Raw genomic sequence first — 17,337 nt, forward strand, 5'->3', positions numbered from 1 at the left:
CGTTACAGTTGAGCTAATATTTGTTCTAGTTCTATTTGGTCGATTTCTAATAAGGGGAAATCTTGGGCGGTGTAATCTCCAGTATCCGCTTCAGTCGGCGGAGGATTCACTATTTCTGGTTCTATTTTTGACTCGGTGACTCTTGTTGCTACTGTGGCTAATTCGGCGATATTTTGATGGGTAAATAATTGTTTGGGGGTTAACTCTAATCCTGCTTTTCTCGCTCTAGTAATGATTTGAATAGTCAGGATGGAATCGCCCCCCAGTTCAAAGAAGTTATCATAGATACCTACTGGCTCTACTCGCAAAACTTGTGACCAGATTTTAGCTAATATTTCTTCTTCTAGGTTACGAGGAGCAACAAAATTCAATTCTATCTCTCCACACAAGTTGGTTTCAGGTAAAGCGCGACGGTCAATTTTACCATTAGGTGTTAGGGGTAATGATTCCATGATTACGAAAGCACTGGGAATCATATAATCTGGTAGCTTTTCTTTTAAGAATTGTCGTAATTCATTGGGGGTTGGTGTTGTCTCTTTTTGAGGGACAATGTAGGCAACTAAACGTTTATTTCCTGATGTATCTTCCTGGTCAATAATAACCGATGATTGTACTTGAGAATGTTGTTTTAATACTGTTTCAATTTCCCCTAATTCAATACGGAATCCTCGTATTTTTACTTGATTATCAATCCGTCCTAAATACTCAATATTACCGTCAGGTAAATAACGCGCTAAGTCTCCTGTTTTATAGAGACGAGAATCTGGGTAATTACTAAAAGGATTAGGAATAAATTTTTCTTGTGTTAATTCTGGACGGTTAAGATAACCTCTTGCTAATCCTGCTCCACCTATATGTAATTCTCCTGGAATACCTACAGGTAATGATTGAAGATTGGAGTCTAAAATGTAGATTTGTGTATTAGAAATTGGACGACCAATGGGGATACGTTGTCCATACATTTCTCTCTGACAATTCCAAAAAGTTACATCAATACAACATTCTGTCGGTCCATAGAGATTGCACAAATTTACATTTAGTTGGCTCAATAATTTCTCTTGCAAAGCCACTGGCAAGATTTCACCACCACAGAAGACTCGTTTGAGTAACTGACAATTTTCGATTCCTCCCTGTTCTAAAAGCATTTGCAGTAAGGATGGCACAAGTTGAACAGTAGTTACTTGCTGTTGGGCAATTGTTTTTAAGAGGTAATCGCTGTCGGTATGACCCCCTGGTTGAGCTATTAACAACTGTCCACCTACTAATAAAGGAGCGTAAAATTCCCAAACTGACGCATCAAAACTAAAGGGAGTTTTTTGCAGAACTCTATCCGTTTTAGTTAGGGGGAATGTTTCTTGCATCCAGAACATATGATTGGACAGGTTACTGTGGGAAAGCATTACCCCCTTCGGTTGACCAGTAGAACCTGATGTATAAATAACATAAGCTAAATTAGTTGCTTGTACATCAGTAATTGGATTATCCTGACTGAACTGAGAAATTAACTCCCAGTCAGCATCTAAACAAATAAGTTGTGCTTGATGTTCAGGTAATTTATTAATCAATTTCTGTTGAGTTAGTAACACTTTAACAGCAGCATCTTCTAACATAAAAATAATCCGTTCAATCGGATAATCAGGGTCAAGAGGGACATAAGCCCCACTCGCTTTAAGAATGCCTAATAATCCCACAATCATCTCTAAAGAACGTTCTACACAAATCCCTACTAAAGTATCAGGTTTTACCCCCAAAGATTGCAAATAATGTGCTAACTGATTAGCTCGACAATTTAACTCATTATAGGTTAATTGTTGACCTTCAAATACTACTGCAACAGCATGAGGTGTCCGTTCAACTTGTTTCTCCAACAACTGATGAATACACTTATCTAATGGGTACTCAGCCTGAGTATTGTTCCACTCAAAAAGTAACTGCTGTTGCTCAACTTCTGTGAGCATTGGTAATTGGGAAATACGCTGCTGTGGGTTAAGCACAATAGAGTTGAGCAGTCTTTCAAAATGCTTGGCCATGCGCTCAATAGTAGCAGCGTCAAATAAGTCAGTGTTGTATTGCCAACATAGCTTAATCACTCCTTTCGCTTCTCTCACCATTAAACTCAAATCCAAGTGTCCGCCCTGTTGTCCGAACAAGTGTGGCTCCATTGGCAACACTGATTTTTGCAGATGCAAGGAATTATTTTTTGGTTCACACCAAGTTTGTGCTTGCCAAGCAAAACTAACTTGAGAGAAAGGCGAACGGCTGGGATCGCGTTGTGGCTGGAGTTTTTCTGCTAACAGAGAAAATGGGTAATCTTGATGATTTTGAGCTTGGCTAACTATTTTGCTGACTTGAGCAAGAAGTTCTGTAAATGTGGCATTCTCCTGGACAGAAACTCTTAAAACGGTCAGGTTAGAAAAGTAGCCGACAATCTCTTTAAACTCTTTACCCGGCCGTCCTCTCATCGGGCTGCATAAGAGGATATCTGTTTGATTGGTGTAGCGGTAAAGTTGGACGTAAAATGCTGTAAGCAGAATCCGATAAAGGCTGGTTCCAGATGCTAAAGCTAGATGCTTGAGTTTTTCAATTAACTGTTCATCTAGCTTGACAATGTATGAGGCTCCCTCATAAGTCTTGACTGGGGGGCGGGGTTTGTCTGGGAGCAAATTCAAAATTGGCAATTCGCCAGCTAATTGTTTTTGCCAATATTGCCACAGTTTTTCTCCCCTATTACCCGATAGCATTGCTGCTTGCCATTGGACAAAATTTGCATAGGTTTTATTTTCATTCCAAGAATCTGGGGCTGTTTCTGTCTGCTGTTGACTAAATTGCTCCACTTCCTCTGGATATAAAGCTTGAAATTCACTCAGCAGTAAATCATAGGACCACATATCGCCAGCAATGTGGTGCATTGTCAGCAAGAGAATGTGTTCTTCTGCTGAACGAGTAAATAAATTCACCCGCAAAACTGAATCTTTTTCTAAGTTAAAAGGGTGGTCAGCAATAGCATAGATTTTTTCTACTAATTGCTCTTCCCTCCAGTCGCTGGCATCTATTACCTCAACCTGAAAATTCTCTTGCTGGTTAACCTGCTGTACCGGTTTGCCCTCATGACTGGTATATGTGGTTCTCAGAATCGGGTGCTTTTCAATAATTTTTTGCCATACACGATTGACAACAGGAATCTTTAAATAAGAATAAATTTTTGCAGTAATAAATATATTATAAGCAACGCTTTCTGAAGCAATCTGGTAGATTAACCACATTGCTTCTTGACCACGTGAAAGTCCAGATGAACTTGGGTAAATTGTTTTCATATTTCTACTCATGACTCTCCCGCATTTGTGATAAAAAAATGTTATCTAGGGGAAGGCGTATGCTTTATGCCCCTACAGAAACCGAATTTGCCCCGCTATAGGGGCGCAAGGAAGCCGAGTACAAAATGTAACATATATCGAACATTTTTCACCATGATGTCGCAAGGTCTGTTATCGCTTTGAGGGAACAGGGAACAGGGAACAGGGAAGAAAATCGGCGCACCTCATTGCTTTGAAAACTGTACCATGAAATCCTATCATAGAAAAAAAAATTTGTCATGGTCAACGAAATTCGGTAATATGTGGTAAGCTAAACGGCGCTTAACCTGCATGATCCAACAGCTATAACCCTTTTGGAGTCTATATCGGTGATCCGAAGTAAAAGCCGTTTAGCTTAGTCTGAGAAGCGCTCACTAGCTTTAGCTATCAAAACAATGGTTACTTGTAGTAAGATAACGAGGGTTAAAGAAGCAGTAGCAAGGGTGGCTGAGAAAGCCATCTCTTTACACTGACAGATAAAGCGACGGGAGTATGTTAGCACAACTCAAACACAATAACCTTAAAATTGTCGGGGAGCTTTATATTTTCGCCAATTGCCTTCTACTCCGCCAATCCAGCCAAAATCTAAAATTATTCCAGCAAAATGTCCACAACTCAGATATAAATGCTATATGTCCGCCAAAGTCCCTCAAGATCGATCGACGACTAATATTATCTCCGATGTCAGCAAATTTTGGCACAGTGTCAAGCTGATCGCTGCTCCCTATTGGTATCCTACTGAATCGGGGGGAAGGACTTTTTCCGATGTGATCCAAGCTTGGGCAATGCTCCTCCTACTAATCGGGGTAATCCTAGGAGTTGTGGGATTAAATGCCTTCAATAGCTTTGTTAGTAATTACTTAGTTGATGTCATTCTTGAAAAAAGTGATTTTGATAAATTTGTCAAAACTTTGGTAGTTTTTGCGGTTGGACTGCTCTTTGTCACCCTTTTAGTTGGCTTGCTTAAATTTCTCAGAAAAAGAATCGCCTTGGATTGGTATGCTTGGCTCAACGACTGGATTCTCAACAAATATTTGCATAATCGCGCCTATTACAGAATTAATTTTAAATCCGATATCGACAACCCAGATCAGCGTTTATCCCAGGAAATTGAGCCGATTACCAGTAAAGCTCTCTCCTTTTTTGCAGTTGCCCTGGAAAATGTCCTAGATATGATTACTTTTTTAGTGATTCTCTGGTCAATTTCTTCCTCTGTCGCCATTATTTTAGTCGTTTGGACAATTCTCGGTAACGTCATTGCTATCTATTTTAACCAAGCTTTAAATAAAATTACTCAAGAAGAATTAGAACTTAAGGCTAACTACAATTATGCTCTAACCCACATTCGTAATCATGCGGAGTCAATCGCTTTCTTTGAGGGAGAAAATCAGGAATTAAATATTATTCAGCGGCGATTTAATAAACTCTTAGACAGCGCTAAACGTAAAATTGATTGGGAGAGAGGCACAGAAATTTTTAGTCGGGGCTATCAGGCGGCAATTCAAGTATTTACTTTTGTCATTTTGGGTCCTTTGTATATCAATAGTGAGGGCATTAGTTTCGGACAGGTCGGGCAAGCCTGTTTAGCGGCTAATTTGTTTGCTACGGCGCTGGCGGAATTAATTAGTGAATTTGGCACTTCGGCACAATTTAGCAGTTATGTTGAACGTCTATCGCAATTTTCCCAAGCCTTAGAAGAAGTCATTAAACAACCCGAAAATTTAAGCACGATTAAAACCATCGAAGAAAACCAATTTTCCTTTGAAGATGTCACCTTGCAAACTCCCGATTATGAACAGGTAATTGTCGAAAACCTCTCCCTTTCTGTTCAGCCAGGACAAGGTTTATTAATTGTCGGTCCGAGTGGTCGGGGTAAAAGTTCCTTGCTACGCGCTATCGCCGGTTTATGGAATGCAGGCACAGGCCGATTAGTGCGTCCCCCCCTAGAAGAAGTATTGTTTCTGCCCCAACGTCCCTATATAATTTTAGGAACCTTGCGAGAACAGTTACTCTATCCCAATCGTAATCAAGAAACCAATGAGATAAGATTGAGGGAAGTTTTGCAAGAAGTCAATCTCCAAAATTTACTAAATCGAGTCAATAGCTTTGATACAGAAGAGCCTTGGGAAAACATTTTGTCCCTGGGAGAACAACAACGTTTGGCTTTTGCTAGGGTATTAATTACCCGTCCCAGTTTTACTATCCTCGATGAAGCCACAAGTGCTTTGGACTTAAACAATGAGGAAAATTTATATCGGCAATTGCAGAAAACTCACACAACTTTTATTAGTGTCGGACATCGGGAAAGTCTCTTTAACTATCATCAATGGGTTTTAGAACTCTCTAGTAATTCCCATTGGCAACTGCTTACAGTGGAGGAATATCGCCGACAAAAAGTGAAAGAAATTATTAATATTTCTGTCGATAATTCTCAAGCTAGGCTCGAAGATTTACCGAATCAGGAAACCGAGGTCAATCCTAAAATCAATTCTGCCGGGGAACCCCCCCCCGAATCGCCAACAACAACAATCTTACCAGAACCCCTAGAAGGACTTTCCCATGCACAAATGAAGGAATTAAGCGACTATTCCCTCAGTAGCATTAGAAGCAAAGCCAGTCAGGGAAAATCAATTACGGGGAAAGATGGACTGACCTATCGCTATGACAAAGACCCTAAAATCTTAAAATGGCTAAGAGTTTAGCCGATGAGAGACCGGTCAAAAAACAACGTTAAACCATTACACCAACTTAGCTACCCAAAAAATGAATCAAACCCTGGTTAATCAACAACAGTTCTTCCAAGAAATCGTCCAAGATATCGAGCAAAATAAAATTGCAATTGCGGCGAAAAAACTGCGTCAACAGGAAGCAGATGGCTGTGAAATTCCGGCTCAGTGGCTGTGGAAAACAGCAGAGGCTTTAGAAACCGATGACTGGAGCATTTTATCAGAAGATTTCATTAATCTGAATTTTATCGATAAAAATGGTTATTTTCTGATGATTGCTCCCTATAGCATCAATCGTCAGGGGAAGCAACAAGTCACTTTGAGTGCGATTTACGGAAAAATTCATAAAAATAGTGAACCTTCTATTGAACAACTAGAAAGGTTAATTCGTGAAAAATTTGGCAGTTTAGGACAACCGATTCCCAGAAATTTGTCCTTTACTGAAATTGCTAGTTGTGGTACAGTTAGCGGAGAAAAGGGGGAGGCTTTTATCGTTCCTCATAGGTGGACTTTTCCCAATAGTGTTCAGGGACCAGCTTTAAATAATGCCAGTGAGCAAAAAAGACGCTTTTCCGGTTCTAGCTACGAATGTATCCGAAAAATTTTTGAGCCAGAAACGGCCGATTTGCTATTAGGACCCCTAGAGGATAAAATTAATGGTGAACGCTATCGTCATCTCGATACCCAATTCCATGAAGCGGGTCATGCTAGTGGGTTAGGATTTGACTTAAAACTCAAAAATAAACTGTTTCAAAACTATACTTATGCTGGAGTCGAGGAGTGGCGCTCAGATAGTTTAGGGTTTGAATTTGCCGATTGTGCTTTACCTGCCGAAGAAGCGGGAAAATTAGTCGCTGTTAATTTCTGCATTCGCTTTGGTTTAGATGCTCACCGTTTAGGGGGTTTAGAAAAAGATGTGGATGTCCACGCTAGTTTGATCAGTTTGGAATATCTCTTGCAGAATGATGCTATTTATCTCACAAAAAATGGTCAATTGGCCCTGCGTAATGTCAGTTATCCAGGCTTACTAAAAGCGGTGGAAATGCACCGAACAAAAGCTTTATCTCTAACGCGAAGGGAGTTGAATCTAAATAGTTTAACAGGTCTTTTTGCTCTGTATAAAGTGGATATTCATCCCGCAACCCAATTAATTTTTCAAGGACTAATTGTAGAGCGATGCCGCGGAATTTGGTCAGAGTTACAATAAGTACCTAGGGTTTGCTGATAATCGGCCCGGGGAGGGATGTCAGTCAGCCATCTGCATCCCACCAAAGCCTATTGATGGCGATAGGGATTGGGGTCAACTCCTCTGAGTTTCTGGCCACAGCAAGTGCCGGCCTGGGAATATTAGTCGTTGACTCCTAAGTAGCTGTTTGCAATTAAATAGAAGATAGGTTTTGCACTCGATCCCCCCTGCCCCCCTTAATAAGGGGGGTGCCGACAGGCGGGGGGATCTTAGAGTTTTTTACGCCCATCTACTTACACATTTATTTATATATATATCGCTAGATAACTAAAATGTGTTAAGCTAGGCGGTAGCATTCTGGGAAATCATGACAGATAAATCAATCTCTTATTAGTCAGAGTCCCTGAACCCCTGATTACCCCTTTCTCCCCCGGTCGATGACAAAACCAATGGCTGAACAACGCTCTGTACTAAAATTTAATGGCATCGATGATCATATTGATCTATCCCACGGATTTCTTGACATCGATCAGAGTATTACCATTACATTTTGGGCAAAAGGGGAAAATAATTTAGCTACAGAAACGACTCTTTTAGAAGCTGTTAATCGGGAAAATAACCGGGTTCTACATATTACCCTGCCTTGGGGCGATCCCGTGAAACCTGCGATTTTTTGGGATGCGGGTAATGAAGAAGGTTTCGATCGAATTGAAAAAAAAGTCAAGCTTAAGGATTATAGTGATTGGACTCACTGGGCCTTTGTCAAAAATGCGACCACAGGCCGAATGTTGATCTATCGCAATGGGATCATTTGGCATCGTGGCAACGGTCATAACCGTGCCTTAACTGGGATTGAAAAAATCATCTTGGGAGCCTCTGTTAATCTCTCTCATTATTGGCAAGGTTGTCTTGCAGAACTTTCTGTTTGGAATCAAGCGCTTAGCCAAGAAGAAATCCAAAACGCGATGTATCAATCTCCCCGGGTTGATGACCTTGGCTTAGTTACTTATTTATCACTCAATGGCAGTGCCGAGGATCAAACAAGTTATAGCAATCATGGTATTCTTTATGGGACAACCTGGCAACTAGATAGTCTTCCCTCCAAACCGACCTCGATCCCTAAATCAAAAACTCAGACTAGCAGTAAAGCTAGAAGGAGTGCGAAAAGGATAACAATGGTCAACGAAATTTTTAACTCCCTTGAAGAAGAAGAAGTGGTTGAACAGGATGCTCCAGCAGAAAATCAAGAACCTTCCCCGGAAGATAATTCAGAATCAATTATAATTGCCGCAGAAGCTGCTCTTGCCAGCAATGAAATTGAGGAGATTAGTGAAACAGCAATTTCTCAACCGGATATCCTCACTTATTCAAGCCAGAAAAAACGGTTAATTATTTGTTGTGATGGTTCTTGGGAAGACTCCACCAGTGCCTATCCCACCAATGTGGTTAAATTCGCCGAATCTATTAAGTATATTGCCGAGGATCAAACCCCCCAAATCGTCTTTTTGTCAGGTTCTGGCACCCCCGAAGATAACGAATTTATTAAAAGTTTAGGGAATGAAACTTTTGGCTGGGGCCTTGATCGAATGATTCAAGATGCCTATCGTTTTCTTGTCCTTAACTACAATCCCACAACCGAGGATGAAATTTATTTGTTAGGTTTTAGTCGAGGCGCATATATCGTTCGTTGTTTGGCTAGTTTTATCGATAAATGTGGAATCCTAAAACGCTCTAAGATTAAAGAAATTCCCCTAGCTTATCAACTCTATCGAGACCACACCGTTAGTTCCGATAGTGCCAAAGCTCAACAATTCCGTGCCGCTAATGCTAAAAAAATTGAGACAGAAAAGGAAGATTTTCAAGATCGTATTCCAGTTAAGATGTTAGGTTGTTGGGATACAGTTGGTAGTTTTGGTATTCCTGATTTAACTCCTTGGTTTCCCCTGGCTAAGTTTTATCATAAAAAATATGAATTTAGTAATACAAAATTAAGTCCGATTATCCAGAATGCTTTTCATGCTGTTGCCATTGATGAAAAACGTAAAAACTTCCCTTCCACTCCGATCAAAGCCAATCCAGAAAATCCCGAACAAGTTGTCAAAGAAGTTTTATTTGTGGGTGAACATACCTGTCTAGGTGGTGGCAAAAAAGAATATCAAGGACTTTCCGATTACCCCTTACAATGGATGATTAATCAAGCCAAAAAATTGGGATTAGAGTTTGACTCAACCACCTCTGAATCCGAGGAATTCCAAATTAAACCAGACCCGACCATCAAGTTCGATAATACGGTTAAGGGATTATTGGGAGGTGAGCAATGGCGATATTTCAATACAAAAGTTGTCACTGTTCATCACAGTGTGGTAAAACGATTAAAGGCTTTTTCCGATTATCGTCCCAAAAGTCTTGAACCTTTTCTTCAAGCTTTACTTGACGACGATCAACAGACAGATTAACCTTGCTTTAAAATTAAATTAATCCTTCGCTAGAAATTTGAGGTGGTTTTTATGGAACTCGATAACATTATCAAAAAAGTGGCAGGTGCTTATTTAGCTTCGGCTGTTATTGCTGTCATCGTGCTAATTCTAACCCTCGGACAACCCTTTGTAGTTTTTATGGGTATTGGAGCGATGGGGTTGGTTACTGTCCTAGGAGATGCGATTGCTCAGTACGGAATTGAAGCGGTTCTGAATGCTTTTTACGCCGAGCGAAGTAAAAAAGAATCCCTGGAAACACTTTTGGCTGAAATTGATGCTTTACCTCTGACTGATGACCTGAAATTAAAAACCAAAAAATACTTGACTGACCATCAAGAACAGACAGTAAAGCAGCAAGAAACGGTAACTGAGCCAACACCTGAAAGTCCTCAAACAGTTGTTATTGAAAATGAACCAGTTATTGAAAATGAACCGGTTATTGAAAATGAACCAATTATTGAAAATGAACCGGTTGTTGTTGAAGTTGAAAATGTTTAATTAGGTATTGCTCCCTGTTGCAATAGCTGGGAGCAGCTAATGATTATTGCTAAGTAACGAGGAATTTTTTGGTCTAAGATAGCTATGCTAAATAGGAACTCTCAACATCTGATGACCTATAAAAAAATTGCCATTTATGAGCAAAGCTATCAACTTCCTGTTTTTAAAAATAGATACTTAAAAAATTTTCAGAAAATCATCAAGGAACGTCGGAAATTAATTCAAGAAGGAGTTCGCTACCATTACTATTTTGGTAAGATTATTAAACGAAAAGAAAAAATTACTCAACAAGAAATCTTGATTGAGACTAAGTTATTAGTTAAAGACTATAATTTATTAATTAACGGACTAGAAATCTATCAAGACGGATATTATCGTTTTTTACTCCAACTCAGTGACAATCTCAAAATTTTATTTTCCCAAAAATATCAAGAATTAAAAATCTTAGACTACGAGAGAATAAAGTTAGAGATTAAAAATAATAATAATCAAAATATTCTCAATCAACTCAAGCTGGAAAAACAGGAAAATTTTCGGGCAATTTTGCTACTGGGAAAAACATCTTTTTTGATGTTGAGAAAAACTAAATTACTAGGGGAAGGAGTTCAGAAATTAGCCGAGGATACTCAAAAGCAGAAAAAAATTGTACAAGCAATTATTCAAGAACTCAAAATTTATGAGGAATTAAATGATTATCAACTCAAATCTCAACGAGTTCGCCAAGAAATTGCTGATCTTGCCCAAAATGCGATTAATTTTGAAAACTACTTACAGGACTATTTTGCTCCTTTTCAATTATTAATAGAAGAAGTCATTAAGGTGGACGAAGAATTTTATGCAACGGTTGGAGAAATTAAGTATTTGGTAGACAATATTTTTCAACCTCAGCCTGATCTCTTAGAAACGTCAGATTCCAGCATAAGTTCTGAGTTTTTGCTAAATTTTCTAGCGACTGGTTACGAGAAAGAAGCAAGGTTAAAAGAGGCTTTTTCCTCTGATCAATTTAATGATTACTTATTCAATGAAAGTGAATGGTCAGCACAATTCATTTCCCTAGAAAAAACCATCAATAAATTATCTGATCATTTAGCAGAACAAGAGGCTTGTCAAAAAGACGCTATCCCAAAAACTCCCCTAGCAATAGTTGTCTCTCAATTCACTCAAAACAATCTTGACAAATCTTCTAGTTCTAAAAATCCCCCGACTTCCCCAAATATCTTAACTCAAGAATCGGCCGATCTTGATTATAATCAATTACAAGATTTGCTAAGAAAGCAACAGTGGCAAGCGGCTGATCGCCAAACAACCAAACTACTATTAAAAATTTTGGGTAGAACCTACTGGAATGAGGTTTATCCTCAAGATATTGCTCAATTACCTTGTTCGGAACTGAAAAAAATTGATCAACTTTGGCTGCATTATAGTAATGGTCATTTCGGGTTTAGTATTCAGCAGGCCATTTTCTCTAGTCTCGGTGGTTTAGTGGATTATGAAACCCAAAAGAAACTTGGCGATCGCCTAGGTTGGCGGAAGGAAGGTAAATGGCTCAATTATGAGCAACTAAACTTTCAATTAGAGCCGAATTCTCCCCTCGGTCATTTACCGGTTCATTGGTTGATTTTTGAGGAAAATCTTGGTGATCCATCTGCCGAGGTTTCTGATCATCAAAACTCCGTGGCTTTCTGGAGAGTTGGCAATTGGTTATTATGGCAACTTCACCTCGTTTTCAGCAAAATTCAAGCCTGTGGAATTATTCCTCTGTCTGACTTTTAAAGCCATTATCCCATTAAAAACTGATTTGGTATCCCTACCAATTTCTTGACCGATAGTTAACTCTTAATCAGAAAAATATCGCCAAAAAATACCCCCTTTTTACGGTAAATAAAAAGGGGAGAAAATATTAGATAGCCTTACAGTCCAGCCATCCATTCCGTATGGAAAAACTCACCTCTGGGTTTATCGGTACGTTCATAGGTATGAGCGCCAAAATAATCCCGTTGTGCTTGGGTGAGATTTTGCGGTAAATTGGCCCGACGATAACTATCAAAATAGTCCAAAGAAGAACTAAAAGCCGGGACGGGAATCCCCAACTTATTAGCCAAGACTAACACCTCACGCCATGCTTCTTGGCGATCAAGGATACTTTGCTTAAATTCCGGCGCTAACAACAAATTCGGCAGGCCCGGATTTTCCGCAAAAGCCTTGCGAATTTTATCCAAGAAACTGGCCCGAATAATACAGCCGCCCTTCCATATCCGGGCCGATTCCGGCAGACTGATATTATAGTTAAACTCCTGAGAAGCTTTAGCGATTAAAGCCATACCCTGGGCATAGGAACACATTTTCGAGCAGTAAAGAGCATCACGCACCTTATCCACAAATAGTGCCGCATCCCCCGGATAGGTTTCCCCTGGTCCGGGTAACTCTTTGGCTGCGGCCACCCGTTCATCCTTATAAGCGGACATCACGCGAGCATTAACCGCAGCATAAATGGTCGGAATTGGCACCCCCAACTCCAAGGAACTTAACACGGTCCAGCGTCCTGTTCCCTTTTGTCCCGCCGAATCCAAGATTAAATCTACTAGATGATGACCGGTTTCTGGGTCAACACACTTAAAGATATCGGCGGTAATTTCAATTAAATAAGAATTAAGCTCATCGGTGCGGTTCCACTCGGCGAAAGTTTCCTGTAACTGCTGATTGCTTAGTCCTAGACCATTTTTCAGCACATCGTAGGCTTCGGCAATTAACTGCATATCGCCGTACTCGATGCCATTGTGAACCATTTTCACATAATGGCCCGCACCCCCGGCCCCCACATAAGTTACACAGGGACCATCATCGACTTGGGCGGCAATTTTGGTTAAAATCGGCTCTAATTCCCGATAGGCGAACTCTGTACCCCCCGGCATCAGGGAAGGACCGTGCAGAGCGCCTTCTTCGCCACCACTGACCCCCATACCGACAAAACCGAGTTTAGTGGTCGATTCTAGGTCGCGGGTGCGTCTTTCCGTGTCCTCATAGAGGGAGTTACCGCCATCGATAATCATATCTCCTTCTTCGAGAAGGGGTTTTAATTGTTCAATCACGGCATCCACCGGCGGGCCAGCTTTTACCATGACCAGAATTTTGCGGGGACGCTCTAAAATTTGGACGAATTCTTCTAAACTATAGGCCGCCTTGACATCTTTGCCGACGGCGCGAGTTTCCATAAATTCTTGAGTTTTGCTGGCGGTGCGATTGTAAACAGCGATGGGAAAACCCCGACTCTCCACATTGAGAGCGAGATTTTCTCCCATGACAGCTAGTCCGATAACACCGAAGGTACGTTTAGTCATAGAAATTCAGTCTCGGCTGATGCGTTCTTCCTCCCCTTTTAGCGCCTACTTTCCCTAAGATAGCTAAACTTTCCCTATTTCTTAAGCCTTGACTAATCAGTGATCAGTAATCAGTAATCAGTAATCAGTAATCAGTGATCAGATTTGGGTTTTCAGTGACCGGCATTAAGTGAGGAGTGTGACAGCGTTTCTCCTCAAGATGAAGTGTAACCTAATTTGGTATCACCCCCTGACGACTGGCTACTGTTGCCCGTTCCCTAAAACCAGAGACTTCCTACCTCACCATTAAGATAACTGCTATAAATGGCATTAACAGTGCTGTGTTTTCACTGATGACTGAAAAACCCCCAAGCGCAGAAAAGTTAATGCTAATGTTAAATTAAATTAAGAAAATCCCCATTATTCCTCGGCTTATATGCAGTTAACTTGGCTTGATAGTAATTCTTGGTTAATCGAAATCGGGGGAAAACGCCTGCTTCTCGATCCTTGGTTGGTAGGTTCCCTGACTTTTGGTAATTTAACTTGGCTATTTGAGGGCAAAAAAACCTCTAATCATGCCATTCCCCAAAATATCGATCTGATTCTTCTCTCCCAAGGTTTGGAAGATCACGCCCATCCTCCTACTTTACAGGTACTCGATCGCCAAATTCCCGTGGTGGCTTCTCCTAATGCCGAAAAAGTCGTTCGAGCACTCAATTATACCCATCGCATTTCTTTAACCCACGGCTCTAGTTATATCTTTGACAATGCGATCGAAATTACTGCTGTCCCCGGTTCTCCAATCGGGCCGACTCTGGTGGAAAATGGTTATGTTATCAAGGAATTAGCGACAAATCAGAGTATCTACTACGAACCCCACGGTTATCATTCTCCTAGCCTCGATTCTCTCGGTAAAATCTCCGTGATTATTACCCCTTTGATTGACTTAAAAATACCTTTCCTCGGACCGGTAATCAAAGGACAAGAAAGCGCCTTAGCAGTCTGTCAACGCTTGCAGCCTCAATATATTATTTCTACGGCTGCTGGTGGTGATATCGAGTTTAAAGGATTATTAATGGCGGTGTTAAGTGCTGGGGGTAGTCCCGAATCTTTTCAAGAATTATTAACATCCCATGACTTGCCGACAAAGGTAATTGATCCTCGTCCTTGGCAACCTTTTACAGTGGAATTGGGCGAGTGCGTTCCTGGTTTGAGCTAATCTAAGTTAAGGGAAGAATAGAAAAAAGTCAAAACTTTCTTCCCGATTTTTATCTAAAAAAGTAGAATTTTTGTTATATCTTTGCTGGCTACAGATAACATTAATTGTTTTAAAAAACTGGCTCTCTTGCATATTGGATGTAAAATAGGGAGCATCCCCATTGTACTATGAGTAAGAATACTTGGTGCTTGCTGAATAACTGCGGTGGTAGATGGTAAAACTTCCAGTTTACACAGCCCGAAATCTTTGGGATTTTTAGTCCAGAAAACTATATAATTAAAAGTGGCTCTTCTCTGCTAAATTGTCTATGAATCAGTTGCCCTTATTTTCTCAGTCAAAATCAGTGCGAGACTTTTATCAACCTGATGCCGAAATAATTCTTTATCAAGGAGATAGCAATAATTTTATCAAGACTATACCAGATAATTCTGTGAGCTTGATTATTACTTCTCCTCCCTACAATTTAGGAAAAGACTACGAAAAAAAAATCTCTTTGGATACTTATCTGGAAACCCAAACCAAAATTCTGGTAGAATTCCCTAGAATCTTGCAAGATAATGGCAGTATTTGCTGGCAGGTGGGAAATTTCGTTCAAGAGGGAGAAGTTTATCCTTTAGATATTTTTTATTATCAGCTATTTAAACAAATGGGTTTCTTTTTAAGAAATAGAATTGTCTGGCATTTTGGTCATGGATTACATACCTCTAAAAGATTTTCTGGCAGATATGAAACTATTTTGTGGTTGACAAAAACCGATAAATATATCTTTAATCTTGATCCAGTGAGAATCCCCGCTAAATACCCTGGTAAGCGCCATTTTAAAGGTAAAAATATCGGTAAACCCTCTGGTAATCCTTTAGGAAAAAATCCCAGCGATGTTTGGGAGTTTTTAGCACAAGAATGGGATGAGTTACTGTGGGATATTCCTAACGTTAAATCTAATCATCCAGAGAAAACTATCCATCCTTGTCAATATCCAATCGAATTAGTAGAAAGATGTGTTTTAGCCTTGACAAATGAGGGGGATTGGGTTTTTGATCCTTTTGCCGGGGTTGGAACTTCTCTGATTGCTAGTATTATGCACAATCGTCGAGTGATGGGGAGTGAAAAAGAAGCAGAATATGTGAAAATTGCCAAGGAAAGAATCGCCGCTTATTTGCAAGGAAATCTCAAAATTCGTCCTTTAGGAAAACCTATTCATCAGCCTACTGGCCAAGAAAAAGTCGCTCAAATTCCCGAAGAATGGCACAATAATATATAGGAAGTAAAACTGAATCTCCCCAAGAAAGTAAAGGTTTTTGCTCTCATATACTTGGGTTTTAATGCTTAGTGCCGTCTAACCCATCCTACAATGATTGATAAGTTTTTTTGTCACCATTTTTAGAGAAAACTTTCCAGAATTGTTGCAGTTTCTTGTCCCGTTTTTTCCCAACTAAAAAGTTCGGCGCGTTGGCGACTCAAGGATTTTAATTTAAGACGTAATTGTTCATCAGTAGCGATTTGCTGCATTGCCTCTCTCATCTCATCAATACTATAGGGATTAATTAAAATTGCCGCATCTCCTGTGACTTCCGGGAGAGAGGAAAGATTAGAAGTAATCACAGGAGTTCCACAGGCGATCGCTTCTAGTACAGGTAATCCGAAACCTTCCCAAAGGGAAGGATAAACTAAAGCAGTTGCTTGGTTTAAAAGTTGCGGCAATTCTTCATAGGAAACATAGTTTAAAAATTGCACCCGTTGAGAGATTGATAATGCTTCTACCTGTTGCTGTAGAGCTGGGGTAAAACGGGGGTCAAATTGACCGACAATTAATAATTGATATTCGGGATCGATTTGGGAAAAAGCAGTAATTAAACGAGCGAGATTTTTATGAGGATCATAACGACCAAGATAGAGAAAATAGGGACGAGTCGCCAGATTTAGAGGACGAAAATTATGAGAATCATATCCAGAAAGAATCACGGTTATTTTGTCAAGAGGTATGTTAAAAAACTTATTAATATCCGAGGCAGTTGCTTGGGAAACAGCGATAATATGTGTGGCTTTTTTCAGGACTTGAGGTAAATAGTATTTATTATAAAAAGTTAAAGGAGAAAATTTCGGGAACCGCAGGGGAATTAAATCATGAACTGTGACAATATAGCGGCAATTTCGATAAATAGGTGCTTCGGGAATAGGGGTAAATAGCAGAGAGGATTTCAATTGTTGATAGGTTTGATAGAGTTGGGTTTCTGTCCAAATTAAGCGCCTAATATTGCCTTTAGTTCCCTGCTCTTGGGTGAGGTTTGCCGACACAGGATAGGTGTTAAAATCTGGGTAACTATTAGAAGTGATTAGGGTAGGATTTAAGTTAGCTAATTGGGGAATTAGATTTTTAGTATAGGTAGTCAATCCAGTATATTTAGTACCGAGAAAAGCGAGATTGATTAATAATTGATGATTCCTATTCATAGATATTAGCTAGTTAAGCAGGTAGGTGTTAAAAGTTGTCAGACACCACCCTTATCAAGGGAAGATTAAGGGGTGATCAGCACCCCCCTTATCAAGGGGGGATTAAGGGG

General features: G+C 40.0%; 10 protein-coding genes. 7 read left to right on the forward strand and 3 right to left on the reverse strand.

The annotated features are described in order from the left end of the window. Positions 1-2 precede the first annotated feature (2 nt). Positions 3-3,314 (reverse strand): non-ribosomal peptide synthetase, encoded by a 3,312-nt coding sequence (locus O9323_RS12530; protein ID WP_288125210.1) that lies wholly within the window; start codon positions 3,312-3,314, stop codon positions 3-5. 671 nt (positions 3,315-3,985) lie between these two features. Between O9323_RS12530 and O9323_RS12535 the strand changes: the two genes are divergently transcribed. The 5 genes from O9323_RS12535 (at position 3,986) to O9323_RS12555 (ending at position 12,013) form a co-directional block, all read left to right on the forward strand. Then, positions 3,986-6,055: an ABC transporter ATP-binding protein/permease gene (locus tag O9323_RS12535; RefSeq protein ID WP_288125211.1), complete on the forward strand. Its 2,070-nt coding sequence runs from the start codon at positions 3,986-3,988 to the stop codon at positions 6,053-6,055. Positions 6,056-6,116: 61 nt separating this feature from the next. Next, a complete protein-coding gene (locus tag O9323_RS12540; RefSeq protein ID WP_288125212.1) occupies positions 6,117-7,286 on the forward strand; it encodes a DUF6014 family protein in 1,170 nt (389 codons plus the stop codon). 428 nt (positions 7,287-7,714) lie between these two features. Continuing rightward, on the forward strand, positions 7,715-9,721 hold the full coding sequence (locus tag O9323_RS12545) for a phospholipase effector Tle1 domain-containing protein (protein ID WP_288125213.1): 2,007 nt from the start codon (positions 7,715-7,717) through the stop codon (positions 9,719-9,721). Positions 9,722-9,772: 51 nt separating this feature from the next. Next, positions 9,773-10,240 (forward strand): hypothetical protein, encoded by a 468-nt coding sequence (locus O9323_RS12550; protein ID WP_288125214.1) that lies wholly within the window; start codon positions 9,773-9,775, stop codon positions 10,238-10,240. Between the two features lie 111 nt (positions 10,241-10,351). Continuing rightward, positions 10,352-12,013, forward strand: coding sequence for a GUN4 domain-containing protein (locus tag O9323_RS12555; RefSeq protein ID WP_288125215.1), 1,662 nt, complete (start codon positions 10,352-10,354; stop codon positions 12,011-12,013). A 137-nt stretch (positions 12,014-12,150) separates the two neighbouring features. On the opposite strand, the gene gnd is transcribed toward O9323_RS12555, so the two are convergent. Then, the gene (gene gnd / locus O9323_RS12560; protein WP_004268664.1) at positions 12,151-13,578 is read right to left on the reverse strand and encodes a decarboxylating NADP(+)-dependent phosphogluconate dehydrogenase; all 1,428 of its coding nucleotides are present in this window, start codon (positions 13,576-13,578) and stop codon (positions 12,151-12,153) included. A 415-nt stretch (positions 13,579-13,993) separates the two neighbouring features. Between gnd and O9323_RS12565 the strand changes: the two genes are divergently transcribed. Together O9323_RS12565 and O9323_RS12570 are read left to right on the forward strand one after the other, a co-directional pair. Beyond that, positions 13,994-14,776: an MBL fold metallo-hydrolase gene (locus O9323_RS12565; RefSeq protein WP_288125216.1), complete on the forward strand. Its 783-nt coding sequence runs from the start codon at positions 13,994-13,996 to the stop codon at positions 14,774-14,776. Positions 14,777-15,083: 307 nt separating this feature from the next. Continuing rightward, a complete protein-coding gene (locus tag O9323_RS12570) occupies positions 15,084-16,037 on the forward strand; it encodes a DNA-methyltransferase (RefSeq protein ID WP_002750755.1) in 954 nt (317 codons plus the stop codon). A 119-nt stretch (positions 16,038-16,156) separates the two neighbouring features. Here the strand turns inward: O9323_RS12570 and O9323_RS12575 are convergent, their stop codons facing one another. Continuing rightward, positions 16,157-17,227: a glycosyltransferase family 4 protein gene (locus O9323_RS12575; protein ID WP_002750752.1), complete on the reverse strand. Its 1,071-nt coding sequence runs from the start codon at positions 17,225-17,227 to the stop codon at positions 16,157-16,159. Positions 17,228-17,337: the final 110 nt, after the last annotated feature.

This window comes from Microcystis sp. LE19-131.1A (assembly GCF_027532015.1).
GTDB lineage: Bacteria > Cyanobacteriota > Cyanobacteriia > Cyanobacteriales > Microcystaceae > Microcystis > Microcystis ichthyoblabe_A.

Bases quoted from the DNA above. Each gene is read 5' to 3' on its own strand.
- O9323_RS12530 (WP_288125210.1), bottom strand. From the start codon at position 3,314: ATGAAAACAATTTACCCAAGTTCATCTGGACTTTCACGTGGTCAAGAA.
- O9323_RS12535 (WP_288125211.1), top strand. From the start codon at position 3,986: ATGTCCGCCAAAGTCCCTCAAGATCGATCGACGACTAATATTATCTCC.
- O9323_RS12540 (WP_288125212.1), top strand. From the start codon at position 6,117: ATGAATCAAACCCTGGTTAATCAACAACAGTTCTTCCAAGAAATCGTC.
- O9323_RS12545 (WP_288125213.1), top strand. From the start codon at position 7,715: ATGGCTGAACAACGCTCTGTACTAAAATTTAATGGCATCGATGATCAT.
- O9323_RS12550 (WP_288125214.1), top strand. From the start codon at position 9,773: ATGGAACTCGATAACATTATCAAAAAAGTGGCAGGTGCTTATTTAGCT.
- O9323_RS12555 (WP_288125215.1), top strand. From the start codon at position 10,352: ATGACCTATAAAAAAATTGCCATTTATGAGCAAAGCTATCAACTTCCT.
- gnd (WP_004268664.1), bottom strand. From the start codon at position 13,578: ATGACTAAACGTACCTTCGGTGTTATCGGACTAGCTGTCATGGGAGAA.
- O9323_RS12565 (WP_288125216.1), top strand. From the start codon at position 13,994: ATGCAGTTAACTTGGCTTGATAGTAATTCTTGGTTAATCGAAATCGGG.
- O9323_RS12570 (WP_002750755.1), top strand. From the start codon at position 15,084: ATGAATCAGTTGCCCTTATTTTCTCAGTCAAAATCAGTGCGAGACTTT.
- O9323_RS12575 (WP_002750752.1), bottom strand. From the start codon at position 17,227: ATGAATAGGAATCATCAATTATTAATCAATCTCGCTTTTCTCGGTACT.